The 20,941-nt window shown below is 55.4% G+C and carries 18 protein-coding genes; 15 read left to right on the plus strand and 3 right to left on the minus strand.

Annotated features, from left to right (window positions below):
* Positions 1 to 33 precede the first annotated feature (33 nt).
* Positions 34 to 855, plus strand: a complete 822-nt coding sequence (gene cysE, locus ACOTY5_RS18735) for a serine O-acetyltransferase (RefSeq protein WP_022646641.1) — start codon at positions 34 to 36, stop codon at positions 853 to 855.
* Positions 856 to 909: 54 nt separating this feature from the next.
* Here cysE and ppiC read toward each other — a convergent pair whose 3' ends face one another.
* Complete coding sequence (gene ppiC, locus ACOTY5_RS18740; RefSeq protein ID WP_006812396.1) at positions 910 to 1,191, minus strand: peptidylprolyl isomerase PpiC; 282 nt, start codon at positions 1,189 to 1,191, stop codon at positions 910 to 912.
* An 85-nt stretch (positions 1,192 to 1,276) separates the two neighbouring features.
* Between ppiC and rep the strand changes: the two genes are divergently transcribed.
* Positions 1,277 to 3,301, plus strand: a complete 2,025-nt coding sequence (rep, locus tag ACOTY5_RS18745) for a DNA helicase Rep (RefSeq protein WP_045142441.1) — start codon at positions 1,277 to 1,279, stop codon at positions 3,299 to 3,301.
* A gap of 51 nt (positions 3,302 to 3,352) precedes the next feature.
* Here rep and gppA read toward each other — a convergent pair whose 3' ends face one another.
* The gene (gppA, locus tag ACOTY5_RS18750; protein WP_017383602.1) at positions 3,353 to 4,837 is read right to left on the minus strand and encodes a guanosine-5'-triphosphate,3'-diphosphate diphosphatase; all 1,485 of its coding nucleotides are present in this window, start codon (positions 4,835 to 4,837) and stop codon (positions 3,353 to 3,355) included.
* A gap of 5 nt (positions 4,838 to 4,842) precedes the next feature.
* Positions 4,843 to 6,111 (minus strand): ATP-dependent RNA helicase RhlB, encoded by a 1,269-nt coding sequence (gene rhlB, locus ACOTY5_RS18755; protein WP_006812393.1) that lies wholly within the window; start codon positions 6,109 to 6,111, stop codon positions 4,843 to 4,845.
* A gap of 144 nt (positions 6,112 to 6,255) precedes the next feature.
* Between rhlB and trxA the strand changes: the two genes are divergently transcribed.
* The 13 genes from trxA (at position 6,256) to thrP (ending at position 20,860) form a co-directional block, all read left to right on the plus strand.
* On the plus strand, positions 6,256 to 6,585 hold the full coding sequence (gene trxA, locus ACOTY5_RS18760; RefSeq protein WP_006812392.1) for a thioredoxin TrxA: 330 nt from the start codon (positions 6,256 to 6,258) through the stop codon (positions 6,583 to 6,585).
* Positions 6,586 to 6,926: 341 nt separating this feature from the next.
* A complete protein-coding gene (gene rho / locus ACOTY5_RS18765; RefSeq protein WP_001054528.1) occupies positions 6,927 to 8,186 on the plus strand; it encodes a transcription termination factor Rho in 1,260 nt (419 codons plus the stop codon).
* 242 nt (positions 8,187 to 8,428) lie between these two features.
* Positions 8,429 to 9,532, plus strand: coding sequence for a UDP-N-acetylglucosamine--undecaprenyl-phosphate N-acetylglucosaminephosphotransferase (wecA, locus tag ACOTY5_RS18770; RefSeq protein WP_001050933.1), 1,104 nt, complete (start codon positions 8,429 to 8,431; stop codon positions 9,530 to 9,532).
* Between the two features lie 13 nt (positions 9,533 to 9,545).
* Complete coding sequence (gene wzzE, locus ACOTY5_RS18775; RefSeq protein WP_017693953.1) at positions 9,546 to 10,592, plus strand: ECA polysaccharide chain length modulation protein; 1,047 nt, start codon at positions 9,546 to 9,548, stop codon at positions 10,590 to 10,592.
* A gap of 56 nt (positions 10,593 to 10,648) precedes the next feature.
* Positions 10,649 to 11,779: a non-hydrolyzing UDP-N-acetylglucosamine 2-epimerase gene (gene wecB, locus ACOTY5_RS18780; protein ID WP_006812390.1), complete on the plus strand. Its 1,131-nt coding sequence runs from the start codon at positions 10,649 to 10,651 to the stop codon at positions 11,777 to 11,779.
* Positions 11,776 to 13,038, plus strand: coding sequence for a UDP-N-acetyl-D-mannosamine dehydrogenase (wecC, locus tag ACOTY5_RS18785; RefSeq protein ID WP_015570020.1), 1,263 nt, complete (start codon positions 11,776 to 11,778; stop codon positions 13,036 to 13,038). Before wecB ends, wecC begins: the two co-directional genes overlap by 4 nt.
* Positions 13,035 to 13,712, plus strand: a complete 678-nt coding sequence (gene rffC / locus ACOTY5_RS18790) for a dTDP-4-amino-4,6-dideoxy-D-galactose acyltransferase (protein ID WP_045142442.1) — start codon at positions 13,035 to 13,037, stop codon at positions 13,710 to 13,712. Before wecC ends, rffC begins: the two co-directional genes overlap by 4 nt.
* Before the next feature lie 4 nt (positions 13,713 to 13,716).
* Positions 13,717 to 14,847 carry a dTDP-4-amino-4,6-dideoxygalactose transaminase gene (gene rffA, locus ACOTY5_RS18795; RefSeq protein ID WP_015570019.1) on the plus strand — a complete coding sequence of 377 codons (1,131 nt, stop codon included), beginning with the start codon at positions 13,717 to 13,719 and terminating at the stop codon, positions 14,845 to 14,847.
* 1 nt (position 14,848) lies between these two features.
* Complete coding sequence (wzxE, locus tag ACOTY5_RS18800) at positions 14,849 to 16,099, plus strand: lipid III flippase WzxE (protein ID WP_045142443.1); 1,251 nt, start codon at positions 14,849 to 14,851, stop codon at positions 16,097 to 16,099.
* The gene (locus tag ACOTY5_RS18805; protein WP_045142444.1) at positions 16,096 to 17,175 is read left to right on the plus strand and encodes a TDP-N-acetylfucosamine:lipid II N-acetylfucosaminyltransferase; all 1,080 of its coding nucleotides are present in this window, start codon (positions 16,096 to 16,098) and stop codon (positions 17,173 to 17,175) included. Before wzxE ends, ACOTY5_RS18805 begins: the two co-directional genes overlap by 4 nt.
* On the plus strand, positions 17,172 to 18,524 hold the full coding sequence (gene wzyE / locus ACOTY5_RS18810; RefSeq protein WP_045142445.1) for an ECA oligosaccharide polymerase: 1,353 nt from the start codon (positions 17,172 to 17,174) through the stop codon (positions 18,522 to 18,524). Before ACOTY5_RS18805 ends, wzyE begins: the two co-directional genes overlap by 4 nt.
* A 12-nt stretch (positions 18,525 to 18,536) precedes the next feature.
* Complete coding sequence (gene wecG, locus ACOTY5_RS18815) at positions 18,537 to 19,277, plus strand: lipopolysaccharide N-acetylmannosaminouronosyltransferase (protein WP_045142446.1); 741 nt, start codon at positions 18,537 to 18,539, stop codon at positions 19,275 to 19,277.
* A gap of 197 nt (positions 19,278 to 19,474) precedes the next feature.
* On the plus strand, positions 19,475 to 20,860 hold the full coding sequence (gene thrP, locus ACOTY5_RS18820) for a bifunctional threonine/serine APC transporter ThrP (RefSeq protein WP_017693946.1): 1,386 nt from the start codon (positions 19,475 to 19,477) through the stop codon (positions 20,858 to 20,860).
* The last annotated feature ends 81 nt before the right edge of the window (positions 20,861 to 20,941 follow it).

Here is a 20,941-nt window from a genome sequence, read left to right on the forward strand (position 1 = left end):
TGGCTGGTCATTAACTATCGTCTGGAGCAAGCAATGCCGTGTGAAGAACTGGATATCGTCTGGAATAATATTAAAGCCGAAGCCCGAGCGTTGGCCGACTGTGAGCCCATGCTGGCCAGTTTCTATCACGCGACGCTACTTAAGCACGAAAATCTCGGCAGCGCCCTGAGCTATATGCTCGCCAATAAACTGGCTTCCCCTATCATGCCTGCTATTGCGATTCGCGAGGTGGTGGAAGAGGCCTACGCCGCAGATCCGGAGATGATTGCTTCTGCCGCCTGCGACATCCAGGCTGTGCGCACGCGAGACCCGGCGGTGGATAAATATTCCACGCCGCTGCTGTATCTCAAAGGCTTCCATGCCTTACAGGCGTACCGCATCGGCCACTGGTTATGGAATGAGGGACGCCGCGCGCTGGCCATCTTCCTGCAAAACCAGGTTTCCGTGACCTTCCAGGTCGATATTCACCCGGCGGCGAAAATTGGCCGCGGGATCATGCTCGATCACGCCACCGGCATTGTTGTTGGTGAAACGGCGGTGATCGAAGATGACGTGTCGATCCTGCAATCCGTTACGCTGGGCGGTACCGGTAAAACCAGCGGCGATCGCCATCCGAAAATTCGTGAAGGGGTGATGATTGGCGCGGGCGCTAAAATCCTCGGCAATATTGAAGTCGGACGCGGCGCGAAGATTGGCGCGGGGTCGGTTGTGCTCCAGCCTGTACCGCCGCACACCACCGCCGCTGGCGTCCCGGCGCGCATCGTCGGTAAGCCAGACAGCGATAAGCCGTCAATGGATATGGATCAGCACTTCAACGGTATTCACCACACCTTCGAATACGGCGACGGCATTTAAACGCGGGTACAGCCAGATAAAAAAGCCCGGTGAGTCAATGCACCGGGCTTTTGATTAGTTGCGGTATAACACTTTGATAATGTGATAGCCGAATTGTGTGTGCAGTGGGCCAGTTGGCTCCAGCACCGGGCAGGAGAAGACCACTTTATCAAACGCCGGGACCATCTGGCCCTGGCGGAACTCGCCTAAGTCACCACCGCGTTTGCCTGACGGGCAAATCGAGTGTTTCTTCGCCAGTTTGCCGAAGTCGGCGCCGTTTTTAATCTGTTCGAGGAGATCCTGTGCCAGTTTCTCTTCTTTAACAAGGATATGCAGTGCTGCTGCTGTTTTTGCCATGATCGTGCCTTGAGTCGACTAGTTTACGATCGGTATACTACCACGCGTTTTTCCTCCTCTCCCGACTTTCATTGAGTGATCATTTATGCGTTTAAACCCCGGACAACAACAAGCTGTCGAATTCGTCACCGGACCCTGCCTGGTGCTGGCGGGAGCGGGATCCGGTAAAACACGCGTGATCACCAACAAAATCGCCCACTTAATTCGGGGTTGTGGATACCAGGCGCGCCATATCGCGGCGGTCACCTTTACCAACAAAGCGGCGCGTGAGATGAAAGAGCGCGTCGGCCAGACGCTGGGCCGTAAAGAGGCGCGCGGGCTGATGATCTCCACCTTCCACACGCTGGGTCTGGATATTATCAAGCGCGAATACGCGGCGCTGGGCATGAAGTCCAACTTTTCTCTCTTCGATGACACCGACCAGGTGGCGCTGCTTAAAGAGCTGACGGAAGGGCTGATCGAAGATGACAAAGTGCTGTTGCAACAGCTGATCTCGACGATCTCGAACTGGAAAAACGATCTGATGACGCCGGCCCAGGCAGCGGCAAGCGCCAAAGGCGAGCGCGACCGCATCTTTGCCCACTGCTACGGACTGTACGACGCGCATATGAAAGCCTGCAACGTCCTGGATTTCGACGATCTGATCCTGCTGCCGACGCTGCTGCTTCAGCGGAATGAAGAGGTACGCGAGCGCTGGCAGAACAAAATTCGTTACCTGCTGGTGGATGAATACCAGGATACCAACACCAGCCAGTACGAGCTGGTGAAGCTGCTGGTAGGGCAGCGTGCGCGCTTTACCGTCGTAGGCGATGACGATCAGTCGATTTACTCATGGCGTGGCGCGCGTCCGCAAAACCTGGTGCTACTGAGCAAAGACTTCCCGGCGTTGCAGGTGATTAAACTGGAGCAGAACTACCGTTCTTCCGGGCGTATCCTGAAGGCGGCGAACATCCTGATTGCCAATAACCCGCACGTCTTTGAGAAGCGCCTGTTCTCCGAACTGGGTTACGGCACCGAGCTGAAAGTGCTCAGCGCCAACAACGAGGAGCACGAAGCGGAGCGCGTAACGGGCGAGCTGATTGCCCATCACTTCGTCAACAAAACTGAATACAAGGATTACGCGATCCTCTATCGCGGAAACCACCAGTCGCGCGTCTTTGAAAAGATGCTGATGCAGAACCGCATCCCCTACAAAATCTCCGGCGGTACGTCGTTCTTTTCGCGTCCCGAAATCAAGGATCTGCTGGCCTATCTGCGCGTGCTGACCAACCCGGATGACGACAGCGCTTTCCTGCGCATCGTGAACACGCCGAAACGCGAGATTGGCTCTGCGACGCTGCAAAAACTGGGTGAATGGGCGATGACCCGCAACAAAAGCCTGTTCACCGCCAGCTTCGATATGGGGCTGAGCCAGACCCTGACCGGGCGCGGCTATGACGCCTTAACCCGCTTTACCCACTGGCTGGGTGAGGTGCAGCGTCTGGCAGAGCGCGAGCCTGTGGCGGCAGTACGCGATCTGATCCACGGCATTGATTACGAATCCTGGTTGTATGAAACCTCTGCCAGCCCGAAAGCAGCCGAGATGCGGATGAAAAACGTGAACCAGCTCTTCAGCTGGATGACCGAAATGCTTGAAGGATCTGAGATTGACGAGCCCATGAACCTGACGCAGGTGGTCACCCGCTTCACGCTGCGCGATATGATGGAGCGCGGCGAAAGCGAAGAAGAGGCCGATCAGGTTCAGCTGATGACGTTACATGCCTCGAAAGGGCTGGAGTTCCCCTATGTCTATCTGGTGGGGATGGAAGAGGGCTTATTGCCGCACCAGAGCAGCATTGATGAAGATAACGTCGACGAAGAGCGCCGTCTGGCCTACGTGGGGATCACACGTGCGCAGAAAGAGCTGACGTTTACGCTGTGCAAAGAGCGCCGCCAGTATGGTGAGCTGGTGCGCCCGGAGCCGAGCCGTTTTCTGCTGGAGTTGCCTCAGGACGATCTTATCTGGGAGCAGGAGCGTAAAGTCATAACCGCTGAAGAGCGTATGCACAAAGGGCAGGCAAACGTGGCAAACATTCGCGCGATGCTGGCAAAAGCCAAAGAGAAGGGATAACTATTTGCAGGCCGGGTAAGGCGAAGCCGCCACCCGGCACGCTTCAAAGGGTCACTTCACATCAAGCGCCCAGTGCACATAGCTCTGCCACTGGTACTCCTGCTCAATCAGTTCCGCCCCAAGCGGATGATCCTCAAGCCAGTTTTCCGGTAGCGTCAGCGTCAGTTTCTCATCGTCTGCCGCCAGCGTAATGGCTGGCAGCAAATCATCACGACGCCGGCTGGCAAACAGGATCGCCAGGCGAAGCAGACGACACAGATGCTCCGCCACGCGCGGCGGTACAGCGTTCTGCTGGTGAAGGGAAGAGAGATCGACGGCGTTAGTCTGATTTAGCAGCAGGGTGGCCAGCAGCTTCTTCTGGGCGGGCGTATAGCCCGGCAAATCGAGATTACGCACCAGCCAGGCCGCGTGCAGCGGTGCCTGCTTGTACTCCACGCTGAGACCAATTTCATGTAGCGCACAGGCGCTTAGCAGCAGATCGCGGCTTAACGGTTCAATATCCCAGCTTTTTTTCACCTGATCGGCAAACAGTGACGCCAGTTGACTCACTCTGTGTGCCTGGTCGATATCAACAATAAAGCGGCGCTGAACGTTACGCAGCGTACGGCTACGGATGTCCTGATCGACCGACTGGTGCAGCATTCCGTAGACCAGACCTTCGCGCAGCGCACCGCCTGCCAGGGTCATACACTGGATATTCAGTTCAGTAAAAATGGCGATCAGAATGGCGAGCCCACTGGGGAAAACCAGCGCGCGTTCGAGCGTCAGCCCTTCTATTTCAAGCTCTTCCAGACGACCACACTGGATAGCGCGCTGTTTAAGCTGCTGGAGTTTGGCAAGCGTGATCCGCTCGTCCATTCCCTGTGCCATCATGATTTCCTGCAACGCCTGAACGGTTCCGGACGCGCCGACACACACTTTCCAGCCGTGATAGCGCAGTTCGTCCATAACCGGGCGCAAGACCGCACGCGCCGCGTTTTCCGCCTCGTCAAAATTCTCTTTGGCAAGGTTTCGATCGGTAAAGTAACGTTCCAGCCAGGTCACACAGCCCATCGACAGGCTGAACAGTGACGTCGCCTGCGCGCCTGTGCCCGTGACCAGTTCGGTACTGGCGCCACCGATATCGACCACCAGACGACGATCGTCGCCGCCGGTCGTGTGCGCCACACCCTGATAAATCAGACGCGCTTCTTCTTCACCGCTGATGACCTGCACCGGGCAGCCCAGAATTTCCTGTGCTCTGGCAATGAAATCGCCAGCGTTAACCGCCAGACGAAGGGTCGCCGTGGCAACAACGCGAATTTGACTGAGCGGGATATCCTGCAAACGTTCTGCAAACAGACGCAGACACTGCCAGCCACGTTCCATGGCTTCCGGGGAGAGGTGATTATCGCTGCTCAGGCCCGCCGCGAGGCGGACCTTGCGCTTAATGCGCGTCAGCGTTTGTATGCTTCCCGCCACCTCGCGCACAACCAGCATATGAAAACTATTCGAACCGAGATCAATTGCCGCATAAAGCGAGGTGGAGCTGAGCATATTTTTTAACCTGAACGACGACGATTACGCGGTGCACCGCCGGAACGACGCGGACCATTGCCGGAGCGTGGACGGGTAAGGCGCTTAGGTGGCGGCAGCTCGCTCAACAGCGCGTCCGGATTGTATTTGCTCTGTGGAATAGAGTGACCGATGTAGGTCTCAATGGCCGGAAGATTCAGCGCATACTCTTCACACGCAAGGCTGATGGAGTGACCGCTTGCGCCGGCACGACCGGTACGACCGATACGGTGTACGTAGTCTTCACAGTCATCTGGCAGGTCATAGTTAAAGACGTGCGTCACGGCTGGAATGTGCAGGCCACGGGCCGCCACGTCGGTCGCGACCAGAATATCAAGGTCGCCACGAGTAAATTCGTCGAGAATGCGCAGGCGTTTTTTCTGCGCCACGTCGCCGGTCAGCAGGCCCACACGGTGACCATCTGCCGCCAGGTGACCCCAGATATCTTCACAGCGGTGTTTGGTGTTCGCGAAGATAATCGCGCGATCCGGCCACTCTTCTTCGATCAGGGTTTGCAGCAGGCGCATTTTCTCTTCATTAGAAGGATAGAAAAGCTCTTCTTTAATGCGGTGCCCGGTTTTCTGCTCCGGTTCTACTTCCACATATTCCGCATTGTTCATCTGCTCGAATGCGAGTTCACGTACGCGGTATGACAGGGTTGCGGAGAACAGCATGTTCAGACGCTGGTTTGCCGCAGGCATACGGCGGAACAGCCAGCGGATGTCTTTAATGAAGCCCAGATCGTACATACGGTCTGCTTCATCCAGCACCACGACCTGGATTGCGCCGAGGTTGATATGGTTCTGTTTGGCGTAGTCGATAAGACGGCCGGTGGTCCCAATCAGGATATCGACGCCGCTTTCCAGCACTTTCAGCTGTTTATCGTAGCCGTCGCCGCCATAGGCCAGGCCAAGTTTCAGGCCGGTGGCTTGCGCCAGGGGCTCAGCGTCTGCGTGGATCTGTACCGCCAGTTCTCGCGTCGGGGCCATAATTAGCGCGCGCGGCTGGTTAACTTTGCGGTCTGCAATCGCCGGGTGAGAAAGTAAATAATGAAACGTTGACGTTAAAAACGCCATCGTTTTGCCAGTACCGGTTTGCGCCTGCCCTGCAACGTCGCGACCGGCCAGCGTCAGCGGCAGGGCGAGAGCCTGAATGGGCGTGCAGTTATGAAACCCTTTAGTTTCAAGGGCTTCGATCACCTTTGGGTGCAGGGCGAAGTCGGAAAACTTCTGTTCTGTTAAATGTGTTTTGCTCATAGTGTGGTAGAATATCAGCTTACTATTGCTTTACGAAAGCGTATCCGGTGAAATAAAGTCAACCTTTAGTTGGTTAATGCGACATCAACACGTCGTTGGTGGAGACAAAACCAACGTACCAGGCTTATTCCTGTGGAGTTATATATGAGCGATAAAATTATTCACCTGACTGACGACAGTTTTGACACGGACGTACTTAAAGCTGACGGGCTGATCCTCGTTGATTTCTGGGCTGAATGGTGTGGTCCTTGCAAAATGATCGCTCCGATTCTGGATGAAATCGCTGACGAATATCAGGGCAAACTGACCGTTGCCAAGCTGAACATCGACCAGAACCCGGGCACCGCGCCAAAATACGGTATCCGTGGCATCCCGACCCTGCTGCTGTTCAAGAACGGTGACGTGGCGGCGACCAAAGTGGGCGCACTGTCCAAAGGTCAACTGAAAGAGTTCCTGGACGCTAACCTGGCGTAAGGTTTCTCAGCCGAGCGTCCAGAACGCCTAATTAACGGCGAGCTCTGGACGCCCGGCTTTAGTCGTGCTAAGTTAGCTATGACTACGTTTTAAACATATCTTGTTGTTTGAATCTTGTTTTACCCGATACTTCCCGTTGTTAACTTAAACAGTGCGTGAAGTTGCTAGATTCCGGGCTTGTCACTCAATCCGTCTTGTCGTTTCAGTTCTGCGTTCTTTCCCTGTGACCAGACAGCGAACAGACATGAGGTGATGGCCGCTAAACAGGCATGGATGACCCTGCCATACCATTCACAACATTAAGTTCGAGAATCACCCCGAGTTTAAGAACCCACACCATTATGAATCTTACCGAATTAAAGAATACGCCGGTTTCTGAGCTGATCACTCTCGGCGAAAATATGGGACTGGAAAACCAGGCTCGTATGCGCAAGCAGGACATCATTTTCGCCATCCTGAAGCAGCACGCTAAGAGTGGCGAAGATATCTTTGGCGACGGTGTGCTGGAGATACTGCAAGACGGATTTGGTTTCCTCCGCTCCGCAGACAGCTCCTACCTCGCCGGCCCTGACGACATCTACGTATCCCCTAGCCAAATCCGCCGTTTCAACCTCCGCACTGGTGACACCATTTCAGGTAAGATTCGTCCTCCAAAAGAGGGTGAACGCTACTTTGCGCTGTTGAAGGTTAACGAAGTTAACTACGACAAACCGGAAAACTCCCGCAATAAGATCCTGTTCGAGAACTTAACGCCGCTGCACGCTAACTCTCGTCTGCGCATGGAGCGTGGTAACGGGTCTACTGAAGACTTAACCGCTCGTGTGCTGGATCTGGCATCGCCGATTGGTCGTGGCCAGCGTGGTCTGATTGTGGCGCCGCCAAAAGCCGGTAAAACCATGCTGCTGCAAAACATCGCGCAGAGCATTGCTTACAACCATCCAGACTGTGTGCTGATGGTGCTGCTGATTGACGAACGTCCGGAAGAAGTGACCGAGATGCAGCGTCTCGTGAAAGGGGAAGTGGTTGCGTCTACCTTCGACGAGCCTGCTTCTCGCCACGTTCAGGTTGCGGAAATGGTTATCGAGAAGGCGAAACGCCTGGTTGAGCACAAGAAAGACGTGATCATCCTGCTCGACTCCATTACCCGTCTGGCGCGTGCCTACAACACCGTGGTGCCGGCTTCCGGTAAAGTACTGACCGGTGGTGTGGATGCTAACGCCCTGCATCGTCCGAAGCGTTTCTTCGGTGCGGCGCGTAACGTGGAAGAGGGCGGTAGCCTGACCATTATCGCGACGGCGCTGATCGATACCGGCTCCAAAATGGACGAGGTTATCTACGAAGAGTTCAAAGGTACAGGCAACATGGAACTGCACCTTTCTCGTAAAATCGCAGAAAAACGCGTCTTCCCGGCGATCGACTACAACCGTTCCGGTACCCGTAAAGAAGAGCTGCTTACCACTCAGGAAGAGCTTCAGAAAATGTGGATCCTGCGTAAAATCATCCATCCAATGGGCGAAATCGACGCAATGGAATTCCTCATTAACAAACTGGCGATGACCAAAACGAACGACGATTTCTTCGACATGATGAAACGCTCGTAACGCAAATAATCCCAGTAAACGCCACGTTTTTACGTGGCGTTTTTTATTTATGGACTATACGCTATTACCACACACTCCCAATTTAGACCTGTCGGTGCGACAATAAGAAGGTTTGCACAGTCAAAGAAATAATTGATTGAAAAACATACAAAGGGAGTTGTGATGAGCCATCTTTAATCCTTCTGAGGCAGAGGCTTCATGGTTATACTTCCGGGACTAACATTTGTTGAGAGCAATCCATTGTGAATCTACTCACTGCTGTAACTGAGCTGATCAGTATTTTTTTATTCACAACCTGTTTTTTGTTCATTGCGCGCAAGGTAGCAAAAAGAATTGGGTTAGTGGACAAACCGAACTTCCGTAAACGTCATCAGGGGCTTATTCCGCTGGTGGGCGGCATTTCGGTATACGCAGGCATCTGTTTCACATTCGGGATCGCGGATTACTATATCCCCCATGCCGCACTCTACCTGGCATGTGCCGGTGTGCTGGTACTGGTCGGCGCCCTTGATGATCGTTTTGATATCAGCGTGAAGTTCCGCGCGACGGTACAGGCGGCCATTGGCATCATTATGATGGTGGTAGGCGGCCTCTATCTCAGAAGCCTGGGCTACGTGTTTGGTCCCTGGGAGCTGGTGCTTGGGCCATTCGGCTTCTTCCTGACGCTGTTTGCCGTGTGGGCGGCTATCAACGCCTTTAACATGGTTGACGGTATAGACGGTCTGCTCGGTGGGCTGTCCTCTGTTTCGTTTGGCGCTATCGGCATCATCTTATGGTTTGACGGCCAGTACAGCCTGTCAATGTGGTGCTTTGCCATGATTGCCGCCATTCTGCCTTACATCTGCCTGAATCTGGGTGTGTTAGGGCGTCGCTATAAAGTCTTTATGGGCGATGCGGGCAGTACCCTGATTGGCTTTACGGTTATCTGGGTCCTGCTGGAAACCACGCAGGGTAAAACGCACCCTATCAGCCCGGTAACGGCTCTCTGGATTATCGCCATCCCGCTGATGGACATGGTCGCTATAATGTACCGCCGTCTGCGTAAAGGGATGAGCCCGTTTTCTCCCGATCGGCAGCATATTCATCACCTGATTATGCGCGCCGGCTTCACGTCTCGTCAGGCATTTGTGTTGATTACGCTTGCGGCTGCTATTCTGGCTGCGATTGGCGTAGCCGCGGAATACGCACATTTCATTCCTGAATGGGTAATGTTGGTATTATTCTTGCTTGCATTTTTCATGTACGGTTACTGCATCAAGCGTGCATGGAAAGTCGCGCGTTTTATTAAACGTTTAAAACGCAGGATGCGTCGGAACAGTGGCAAAAACACAACATTAACTAAGTAAAACCGGGACTATGATGACTCAACCGTTGGCGGGAGCGAAATCAGTGGGCACTGAGAACGAGCTGGATATTCGTGGTTTGTTTCGCGTGTTATGGCAGGGCAAACTGTGGATTGTGGGGATTGCCCTGGGGTTCGCGCTGTTAGCGCTTGCCTACACCTTCTTTGCAAAACAAGAGTGGAGCGCCACGGCGATCACAGACCGACCAACGGTGAATATGCTTGGAGGCTACTACTCCCAGCAGCAATTCCTGCGTAATCTTGATATCAAGGCCAATCTGGCGACCCCGGATCAGGCTTCGGTGATGGATGAATCCTACAAAGAGTTTGTGATGCAGCTGGCGTCGTGGGATACACGTCGCGATTTCTGGTCCCAGACGGACTACTACAAGCAGCGTATGGTCGGTAACAGCAAAGCGGATGCCGCGCTGCTGGATGACCTGATTAATAACATTCAGTTTATGCCTGGCGATGTACTCCGTAACGTTAGCGACAGCGTGAAGCTGATTGCGGAAACGGCGCCGGACGCCAATAACCTGTTGCGTCAGTACGTTGCTTTTGCCAGCCAGCGCGCGGCCAGTCATCTGAATGACGAGCTGAAAGGCGCCTGGGCTGCGCGTACTATTCAGATGAAAGCGCAGGTCAAACGTCAGGAAGAGGTCGCTAAGGCTATCTTCGCCCGTCGCGTACATAATATTGAGCAGGCGCTGAAGATTGCGGAACAGCACAATATTTCCCGTAGCGAAACGGATGTTCCGGCTGACGAACTCCCGGATTCAGAAATGTTCCTTCTTGGTCGCCCAATGCTTCAGGCACGTCTGGAAAATATCCAGGCCGTTGGCCCTGACTTTGACCTTGATTACGACCAAAACCGCGCCATGCTCAATACGCTCAACGTCGGTCCAACGCTGGACCCGCGTTTTCAGACCTATCGTTATTTAAGAACGCCTGAAGAGCCTGTAAAACGCGATAGTCCGCGTCGCGCATTCCTGATGATCATGTGGGGGATTGTGGGCGCACTGACTGGCGCTGGCGTAGCGTTATTGCGTCGCCGCACAAACTAAGAACGCCGTCTACGATGAAGGCTGCGGCCTTCATCGTCTAATCGAAGAGAATCGATGTGAAAGTACTAACCGTATTTGGCACCAGGCCGGAGGCCATCAAGATGGCGCCTCTGGTTCATGCGCTGGCCAGAGATCCTGATATTGAAGCGAAAGTGTGCGTGACTGCCCAGCACCGTGAGATGCTCGATCAGGTCTTAACCCTCTTTTCTATCGTCCCGGATTACGATCTCAATATAATGAAACCGGGACAGGGACTGACGGAAATCACCTGCCGTATTCTGCAAGAATTAAAGCCTATTCTGGAGTCGTTCAAGCCGGATGTGGTGCTGGTGCACGGCGACACCACCACCACCGTGGCGACCAGCCTGGCCGCGTTCTATCAGCGTATCCCCGTTGGTCATATAGAAGCGGGTCTGCGTACCGGCAATCTCTATTCCCCGTGGCCGGAAGAGGCCAACCGTACGCTCACCGGTCACCTGGCGATGTACCATTTTGCGCCAACCGAGAACTCACGTCAGAACCTGCTGCGCGAAAATATCAGCGACAGCAAGATCTTCGTCACCGGCAATACGGTCATTGATGCGCTGATTTGGGTGCGTGACCGCGTGCTGGCTAACAGCGAGCTTCAGGCAGAACTTGCTGCGCGCTATCCGTTCCTGAACAACGGCAAGAAAACGATTCTGGTGACGGGCCACCGCCGCGAAAGCTTTGGCCGTGGCTTTGAGCAAATTTGCCACGCGCTGGCTGAAATCGCCGCGCAGAACGAGGATGTGCAGATTGTCTATCCGGTGCACCTCAACCCGAACGTCAGCGAACCGGTCAACCGTATCCTGGGCCACGTGGAAAACGTGCTCCTGATCGAGCCGCAGGACTATTTGCCATTTGTCTGGCTGATGAACCACGCCTGGCTGATCCTGACCGATTCTGGCGGCATTCAGGAAGAGGCGCCCTCCCTCGGTAAGCCGGTACTGGTGATGCGTGAAACCACCGAGCGCCCGGAAGCGGTTACTGCCGGTACCGTGCGTCTGGTGGGAACGGATCCGCGTCGTATTGTCGAAGAGGTCACGCGCTTACTGCATGACGATGAAGAGTATCAGGCGATGAGCCGGGCCCACAATCCGTACGGTGACGGGCAGGCTTGTGGTCGTATTTTGCACGCACTTAAACACAATCGGGTAACGCTATGAGTTTTTCTACCATCTCTGTTGTTGGTCTTGGCTATATCGGGCTGCCTACTGCGGCGGCCTTTGCCTCTCGTCAAAAGCAGGTCGTTGGCGTAGATATCAACGCGCACGCGGTGGAAACCATCAACCGTGGCGAAATTCATATCGTGGAGCCCGATCTCGATCGTGTGGTGAAAAAGGCGGTGGACGGTGGCTTCCTGCGCGCCAGCACCACGCCGGTAGAAGCCGATGCGTACCTGATTGCGGTTCCAACGCCCTTTAAAGGCGATCATGAGCCTGACATGGTTTACGTCGAGGCGGCGGCAAAATCCATTGCGCCTGTGCTGAAGAAAGGGGCGCTGGTTATTCTTGAGTCCACTTCACCTGTTGGGGCTACCGAGCAGATGGCGCAGTGGCTGGCCGAGGCGCGTCCCGATCTTAGCTTCCCGCAGCAGGCGGGCGACCAGGCCGATATCAATATCGCCTACTGCCCTGAGCGCGTACTGCCCGGCCAGGTGATGGTGGAACTGATTAAAAATGACCGCGTGATTGGCGGCATGACCCCAGTCTGCTCCGCGCGCGCCAGCGAGCTGTATAAAATTTTCCTTGAAGGCGAATGTGTGGTGACCAACTCCCGCACCGCCGAGATGTGCAAACTGACCGAAAATAGCTTCCGTGACGTTAACATCGCGTTTGCGAATGAACTGTCGTTGATTTGCGCCGATCAGGGGATTAACGTCTGGGAACTTATTCGCCTTGCCAACCGTCACCCCCGCGTGAACATCCTTCAGCCGGGGCCGGGCGTGGGTGGGCACTGCATCGCGGTCGATCCGTGGTTTATCGTGGCGCAGAACCCGGAACAGGCACGCCTGATTCGCACCGCACGCGAGGTAAACGACCACAAACCGCACTGGGTCATCAACCAGGTCAAAGCCACGGTCGCGGATTGCCTGGCCGACAGCGGCAAACGCGCCAGTGAGCTGAAAATTGCCTGCTTTGGTCTGGCATTCAAACCGAATATTGACGATCTGCGCGAAAGCCCGGCGATGGAAATTGCCGAAATGATCGCTGCCTGGCACAGCGGTGAAACGCTGGTGGTTGAGCCGAATATTCATGCGCTGCCGGCAAAACTTGCCGGTCACTGCACCCTTACCGCCCTGGATGACGCGCTGGCGACGGCGGATGTGCTGGTGCTGCTGGTGGATCACAATGCGTTCAAAGCGGTTTCCGGTGATGCCGTACGTCAGCAGTATGTTGTTGATACCAAAGGCGTGTGGCGTTGAGTATCCTCAACGGCGTGCTGGAGTCCCTTGAGTGGGAAAGCGCATTCTTTGCGCGTCCCTCAGCGATAGTGCGTCTGCGCGACAATGCCCCTACGTTGCAGGAAGCAGACTTCAGCGCCTGGCAGCGCGTACAGGCTAAGATCCCGGCGGACCGCGCCGATCTGCTGGACGCCCTCCAGCAGCACGGATTCCGGCTGGTCGAGGGTGAGGTTGATCTCTCTGTTACCGTGGCTCTCCACACCTCACCGGGCGCGGAAATTGCAACGGAGCAGGATATCCCCGCGCTGCGCGAGATGGCGGCGCTGGCCTTCGCTCAGAGCCGTTTCCGGGCGCCCTGGTATGCGCCCGATGACTGCGGCCGCTTTTATGCCCAGTGGATAGAGAATGCGGTCAAAGGCACGTTTGACCACGTCTGTCTGGTGTTCCGTACTGCCGGGGGGCAGATTCAGGGTTTTGTTTCGCTTCGCAGGCTCAACGAGCACGAGGCGCGCATCGGATTGTTAGCCGGGCGCGGCATGGGCGAGAAACTCATGCAGGCGGCGCTGCACTGGGCGGAGCAACAACAGGTATCGACGCTGCGGGTCGCAACCCAGATGGGCAACACCGCTGCGCTTAAACGTTATATTGCGAGTGGTGCCAGCATCGACGCCACCGCCTACTGGTTATACAGGTGATAAGATGATTCCATTTAACGCGCCTCCCGTTGTGGGCACTGAACTTGATTACATGCAGTCTGCTATGGGCAGCGGCAAGCTCTGTGGCGACGGCGGTTTTACCCGCCGCTGCCAGCAGTGGATGGAGCAACGTTTTCACAGTGCCAAGGTACTGCTGACGCCGTCCTGTACCGCATCGCTTGAGATGGCGGCGCTGTTGCTGGATATCCAGCCCGGCGATGAAGTGATCATGCCGAGCTACACCTTCGTCTCCACGGCGAACGCGTTTGTCCTGCGCGGGGCGAAAATCGTGTTTGTGGATATCCGTCCGGATACTATGAACATCGACGAAACGCTGATTGAAGCGGCGGTCACCGATAAAACGCGGGCGATTGTGCCGGTGCATTACGCGGGCGTGGCCTGTGAGATGGACACCATCATGGCCATCGCTAAAAAGCACAACCTGTTTGTGGTGGAAGACGCCGCGCAGGGCGTGATGTCCACCTACAAAGGGCGCGCGCTGGGCACCATTGGTCATATCGGCTGCTTTAGCTTCCACGAAACCAAAAACTACACCGCAGGCGGCGAAGGCGGCGCGACGCTGATTAACGATCGTGCCCTGGTAGAGCGTGCGGAAGTGATCCGTGAAAAAGGGACCAACCGCAGCCAGTTCTTCCGCGGTCAGGTGGATAAGTACACCTGGCGCGATATCGGCTCAAGCTACCTGATGGCGGATTTGCAGGCCGCGTATCTCTGGGCGCAGCTGGAAGCGGCAGAGCGAATCAATCTGCAACGCCTCTCCCTGTGGCAAACCTACTACGACGCGCTGGAGCCGCTGGCAAAAGCCGGACGTATTGAACTGCCGACTATTCCGGCAGACTGCATCCACAACGCTCACATGTTCTACATCAAGCTGCGCGATAACGACGATCGCAGCAAGCTGATTGCCTGGCTGAAAGAGGCGGAAATTATGGCGGTATTCCACTATATTCCGCTGCACTCCAGCCCGGCGGGCGAAGCCTTCGGGATGTTTGCCGGTGAAGACCGCTACACCACCAAAGAGAGCGAACGTCTGCTCCGCCTGCCCCTGTTCTACAACCTCGCGCCGGTGAACCAGCGTACGGTGATCAATTCGCTTCTGAGTTATTTCGCCTGATATGTCTCTGGCAAAAGCGTCGGTGTGGACGGCAGCGTCCACGCTTGTAAAAATTGGCGCCGGGTTACTGGTCGTCAAGCTGCTGGCCGTCTCATTTGGTCCGTCAGGCGTTGGGCTGGCAGGGAACTTCCGCCAGCTGGTCACGGTGCTTGGCGTGCTGGCGGGAGCCGGGATATTCAATGGCGTCACCAAATACGTCGCGCAGCATCATGACGATGCCGAAAAGCTCCGCACGGTGGTGGGCACCTCCTCTGCTATGGTGCTGGGCTTCTCTACGTTGCTGGCCGTCGTCTTTTTGCTGGCGGCGGCACCCATCAGCCAGGGACTGTTCGGACACACACACTATCAGGGGCTGGTGCGCCTGGTGGCGCTCGTTCAGATGGGGATCGCCTGGGCAAACCTGCTGCTGGCGCTGATGAAAGGCTTCCGTGATGCCGCTGGGAATGCGCTGGCGCTGATCCTCGGCAGCAGCATCGGCGTTATCGCCTACTACTTTTGCTATCGGCTGGGCGGCTATGAAGGCGCGCTGCTGGGGCTGGCGCTGGTGCCTGCGCTCGTTGTCATTCCGGCAGCGTTTATGCTGATGCGCAGAGGCAATGTCCCGCTGAATTACCTGAAACCGCAGTGGGACAAGATGCTGGCGGGGCAGCTAGGAAAGTTTACCCTGATGGCGCTCATCACTTCGGTAACGCTTCCCGTTGCCTACGTGATGATGCGAAACCTGCTGGCAGCGCATTACAGCTGGGATGAAGTGGGGATCTGGCAGGGCGTGAGCAGCATTTCAGATGCTTACCTCCAATTTATTACGGCTTCCTTTAGCGTCTATTTACTGCCAACCTTATCGCGCCTGACTTCCAGGCAGGATATTACCCGCGAGATTTTTCGCTCCCTGCGTTTTGTATTGCCGGCGGTTGCGATCGCCAGCTTTACCGTCTGGTTACTGCGTGATTTCGCCATCTGGCTGCTGTTTTCGGCGAAGTTTACCGCCATGCGCGATCTGTTTGCCTGGCAACTGGTCGGCGATGTGCTGAAAGTGGGGGCATACGTTTTCGGCTATCTGGTGATTGCGAAGGCTTCGCTGCGGTTGTATATCCTGGCAGAGATCGGCCAGTTTGCGCTGCTGACGGCATTTTCTCACTGGCTGATCCCCACCCACGGTGCGCTGGGGGCGGCTCAGGCCTATATGGCAACTTATATCGTTTATTTCGCTGCCTGTTGCGGCGTATTTTTACTTTGGCGTAAACGCGCATGACTGCACTGATACACATACTGGGATCGGATATCCCGCATCATAACCAGACCGTTCTGCGGTTCTTCAACGATGAACTGGCATCCGGCACGCCCGATGCGCGCGAGTTTATGGTCGTTGGACGCGATAACGGCCTGAGCGCGGCGTGTCCGGCATTGCACATCACCATCTGGCCAGACAAAGCGGCCCTGACCAAAGCCGTTGTCGCGAAAGCCAAAGCGGACCGAAGCCAGCGTTTCTTCTTCCACGGACAATTCAATACCGGGCTGTGGCTGGCGCTGTTAAGCGGCGGGATAAAACCTTCCCAGTTCAGCTGGCATATCTGGGGAGCGGATCTCTACGAAGTCTCCCACGGCTGGAAGTTCCGTCTTTTCTATCCGCTGCGTCGTCTGGCGCAGGCGCGCGTGGGCTGCGTTTTTGCTACCCGTGGCGACCTCAACTATTTTGCTAAACAGCACCCGAAGGTTCGCGGGGAACTGCTCTATTTTCCGACCCGTATGGATCCGGCACTGAATACCATGGCGAATGACGCGGTTCGTGAAGGCAAACTGACCATCCTGGTGGGAAATTCCGGCGATCGCAGTAACGAGCATGTCGCGGCGCTGCGGGCGGTGCATCAACAGTTTGGCGATACGGTGAACGTGGTGGTGCCGATGGGCTATCCCGCCAATAACGACGCCTACATCGATGACGTTCGCCAGCAGGGGCTTGGGCTGTTTAGCGCGGAAAATCTGCACATTCTCAGCGATAAGCTGGAATTTGATGACTATCTCGCGCTGCTGCGAAAATGCGATCTGGGCTATTTCATCTTTGCCCGTCAGCAGGGGATTGGTACGCTGTGTCTGCTGATTCAGGCGGGCGTACCGTGCGTGCTCAACCGCGAAAACCCGTTCTGGCAGGACATGGCCGAACAGCATATTCCGGTGCTGTTTACCTCTGACACGCTTAATGTCGAGGTGGTACGGGAAGCGCAGCGTCAGCTCACGCTGGTGGATAAAAATAGCATCGACTTTTTCAGCCCGAACTATCTCACGCCGTGGCACCGCGCGCTGCGTATTGCTTCAGGAGACAACGCATGAGCCAGTTGCAATTTAGCGGCTTGCTGGTGGTCTGGCTGCTGAGTACGCTGTTTATCGCCACGCTCACCTGGTTTGAGTTCCGGCGCGTACGTTTTAACTTCAACGTATTCTTCTCGCTGCTGTTTTTGCTGACCTTTTTCTTTGGCTTCCCGCTGACCAGCATCCTCGTGTTCCGCTTTGATGTTGGCGTCGCTCCGCCGGAAATCTTGTTGCAGGCGCTGCTCTCTGCGACCTGCTTCTACGCGGTGTATTACGTCACCTATAAAACGCGCCTGCGCGCGGCGAAAGACACCACACCCCGTCGTCCGCTGTTTACCATGAACCGGGTAGAAACCCATCTGACGTGGGTTATGCTGATGACCATCGCCCTCGTCAGCGTGGCGATTTTCTTCATGCATAACGGCTTTTTACTGTTTAAGTTGCAGTCCTATAGCCAGATTTTCTCCGCCGAAGTCTCCGGCGTCGCGCTCAAGCGTTTCTTCTATTTCTTCATTCCGGCGATGCTGGTGGTCTTTTTCCTGCGTCAGGACAGCAAAGCCTGGCTGTTCTTCCTGGTCAGCACCGTCGCATTTGGCATTCTGACCTACATGATCGTCGGCGGCACCCGCGCCAACATCATTATCGCCTTCGCGATTTTCCTGTTTATCGGCATTATTCGCGGTTGGATCTCGCTGTGGATGCTGGCGGCGGCAGGCGTCTTTGGCATTGTGGGGATGTTCTGGCTGGCGCTGAAGCGCTACGGACTGAACGTGGCGGGCGACGAAGCGTTTTATACCTTCCTGTATCTGACGCGCGACACCTTCTCGCCCTGGGAAAACCTGGCATTGCTGCTGCAAAACTACGACAAAATCGAATTCCAGGGGCTGGCGCCGATTGTTCGCGATTTCTATGTCTTTATACCGACGTGGCTGTGGCCTGACCGTCCCGGTATTGTCCTGAACACGGCGAACTACTTTACCTGGGAAGTGCTGAACAACCATTCGGGCCTGGCGATTTCCCCAACCCTGATTGGCTCGCTGGTAGTGATGGGCGGAACGTGGTTTATCCTGCCGGGCGCGATCGCGGTCGGGCTGATAATAAAATGGTTCGACTGGCTATATACGCTGGGTAATCAAGAGACCAACCGCTACAAAGCCGCTGTTTTGCACAGTTTCTGTTTCGGTGCCATTTTCAATATGATCGTTCTGGCGCGCGAGGGACTGGATTCGTTCGTCTCACGCGTGGTGTTTTTTATGGTCGTTTTCGGTCTCTGTCTGCTGCTGGCAAAACTGCTGTACTGGTTGTTTGACAGTGTAGGGCTTGTGCACAGACGTGAGCCACAGGGCAGCACAACGCTGTCGCAAGTCTGAGTAGGGATTATCATGACGGATACAACTTCAGCCCCGCGTTATGCGCTGCGTGGGCTACAGCTTATTGGCTGGCGTGACATGCAACACGCGCTGGATTTCCTGTTCGCGGACGGGCAGATGAAATCGGGCACGCTGGTGGCCATCAACGCAGAAAAAATGCTGGCGGTTGAAGATAATGCGGAAGTGAAAAGCCTGATTGAAGCCGCGGAGTTTAAATATGCCGACGGTATTAGCGTGGTGCGTTCAATTCGTAAAAAGTTTCCTGACGCTAATGTGTCTCGCGTGGCGGGTGCTGACCTTTGGGAGCGACTTATGGAACGCGCAGGCGCTGAAGGCACGCCGGTATTTTTGATTGGCGGCAAACCAGAGGTGCTGGCGCAGACCGAACAAAAGCTGCGTAGCCAGTGGAATGTTAACATCGTGGGCAGCCAGGATGGCTATTTCAGGCCGGAAGAACGCCAGGCGTTATATGAGCGCGTGCGCGACAGCGGGGCGAAAATTGTCACTGTCGCCATGGGGTCGCCGCGGCAGGAAATTCTGATGCGCGATTGCCGTCTGGTCAGCCCGGATGCGCTCTATATGGGCGTTGGCGGCACCTACGACGTCTTTACCGGCCACGTTAAGCGGGCGCCCAAAGTCTGGCAAAACCTGGGGCTGGAGTGGCTCTACCGCCTGCTCTCTCAACCGACGCGTATCAAACGACAGATTCGTCTGCTGCGCTACCTCGCCTGGCACTACACCGGGAAAATGTAATCAATATGCAGCGCGATCTGCTGTTCGCGCTGCAGCCCCCCCTGTAAAACTGCTGGATTTCTGTACAATGCATTCATTTTTTTAATGCATTGTTTGCCATTTGCCAGAATTTAAGAAACCATTCGCTCCGTATTTCAGTACCCCTCAAAACAATACCCGGCAATAAGTCGGGAAACAGCAAACACAACCGAGGATTTATGGCAGAGAAAAAACCGGAGCTTCAGCGTGGGCTGGAAGCTCGACATATTGAATTGATCGCGCTGGGCGGGACTATCGGCGTTGGCCTGTTTATGGGCTCGGCAAGCACGCTGAAATGGGCGGGGCCTTCCGTCCTGCTGGCGTATATTATTGCCGGGCTGTTCGTCTTCTTCATCATGCGCTCAATGGGCGAAATGTTGTTTCTGGAGCCGGTAACGGGCTCTTTCGCCGTTTACGCCCACCGTTATATGAGCCCGTTCTTTGGCTATCTCACGGCCTGGTCGTACTGGTTTATGTGGATGGCCGTCGGGATTTCGGAGATCACCGCCATCGGGGTCTACGTGCAGTTCTGGTTCCCGGAGATGGCCCAGTGGATACCCGCGCTCATCGCCGTAGGGCTTGTGGCGCTGGCGAACCTTGCCGCCGTTCGCCTTTACGGTGAAATCGAGTTCTGGTTTGCGATGATCAAAGTCACCACCATTATCGTGATGATTGTTGTGGGTCTGGGTGTCATCTTCTTTGGTTTCGGTAACGGCGGGCACGCGATTGGTTTCGGTAACCTGACCGGACACGGCGGCTTCTTTGCCGGCGGCTGGAAAGGCTTCCTGACCGCACTCTGTATCGTTGTCGCCTCTTATCAGGGCGTTGAGCTGATCGGCATTACCGCAGGTGAGGCGAAAAACCCGCAGGTCACGCTGCGTAGCGCGGTAGGCAAGGTGCTGTGGCGTATCCTGATTTTCTATGTGGGCGCGATCTTCGTTATCGTGACCATTTTCCCATGGAACGAGATCGGCACCACCGGCAGCCCGTTTGTCTTAACCTTCGCTAAGATTGGCATCACGGCGGCGGCCGCCATTATCAACTTTGTGGTACTGACGGCGGCGCTCTCCGGCTGTAACAGCGGGATGTACAGCTGCGGGCGTATGCTTTACGCGCTCTCGCAAAACAAACAGCTGCCGGCGGTGATGGGTAAAGTCTCCCGCGTGGGTGTACCGGTGGCGGGCGTAGCGGTGTCGATTGTGATTCTGCTGATTGGCTCTTGCCTGAACTACATCATCCCGAATCCGCAGCGCGTGTTTGTTTACGTCTATAGCGCCAGCGTGCTGCCGGGAATGGTACCGTGGTTTGTCATTTTGATTAGCCAGCTGCGTTTCCGACAGGCGCACAAAAAAGCGATCGCCAGCCATCCGTTCCGCTCCATTCTGTTCCCGTATGCGAACTATTTGACGATGGCGTTCCTGATTTGCGTATTAATTGGAATGTACTTTAATGAAGATACCCGCATGTCGCTGTTTGTCGGGATGATCTTCCTGGCTGCCGTCACAGCTGCATATAAACTTTTTGGCCTGGGCCGCCGTGGCTCCGCCCATAAAGTGGAGGAATAAGCGGCAAAATGTGCAAACCATAACCAAACGCGCATTTTTTTCAAAAAAGCACTAGACAGCGGGGACGGAGGTACGTAATAT

This window comes from Enterobacter cloacae complex sp. SHL018 (assembly GCF_049237905.1).
GTDB lineage: Bacteria > Pseudomonadota > Gammaproteobacteria > Enterobacterales > Enterobacteriaceae > Enterobacter > Enterobacter hormaechei_C.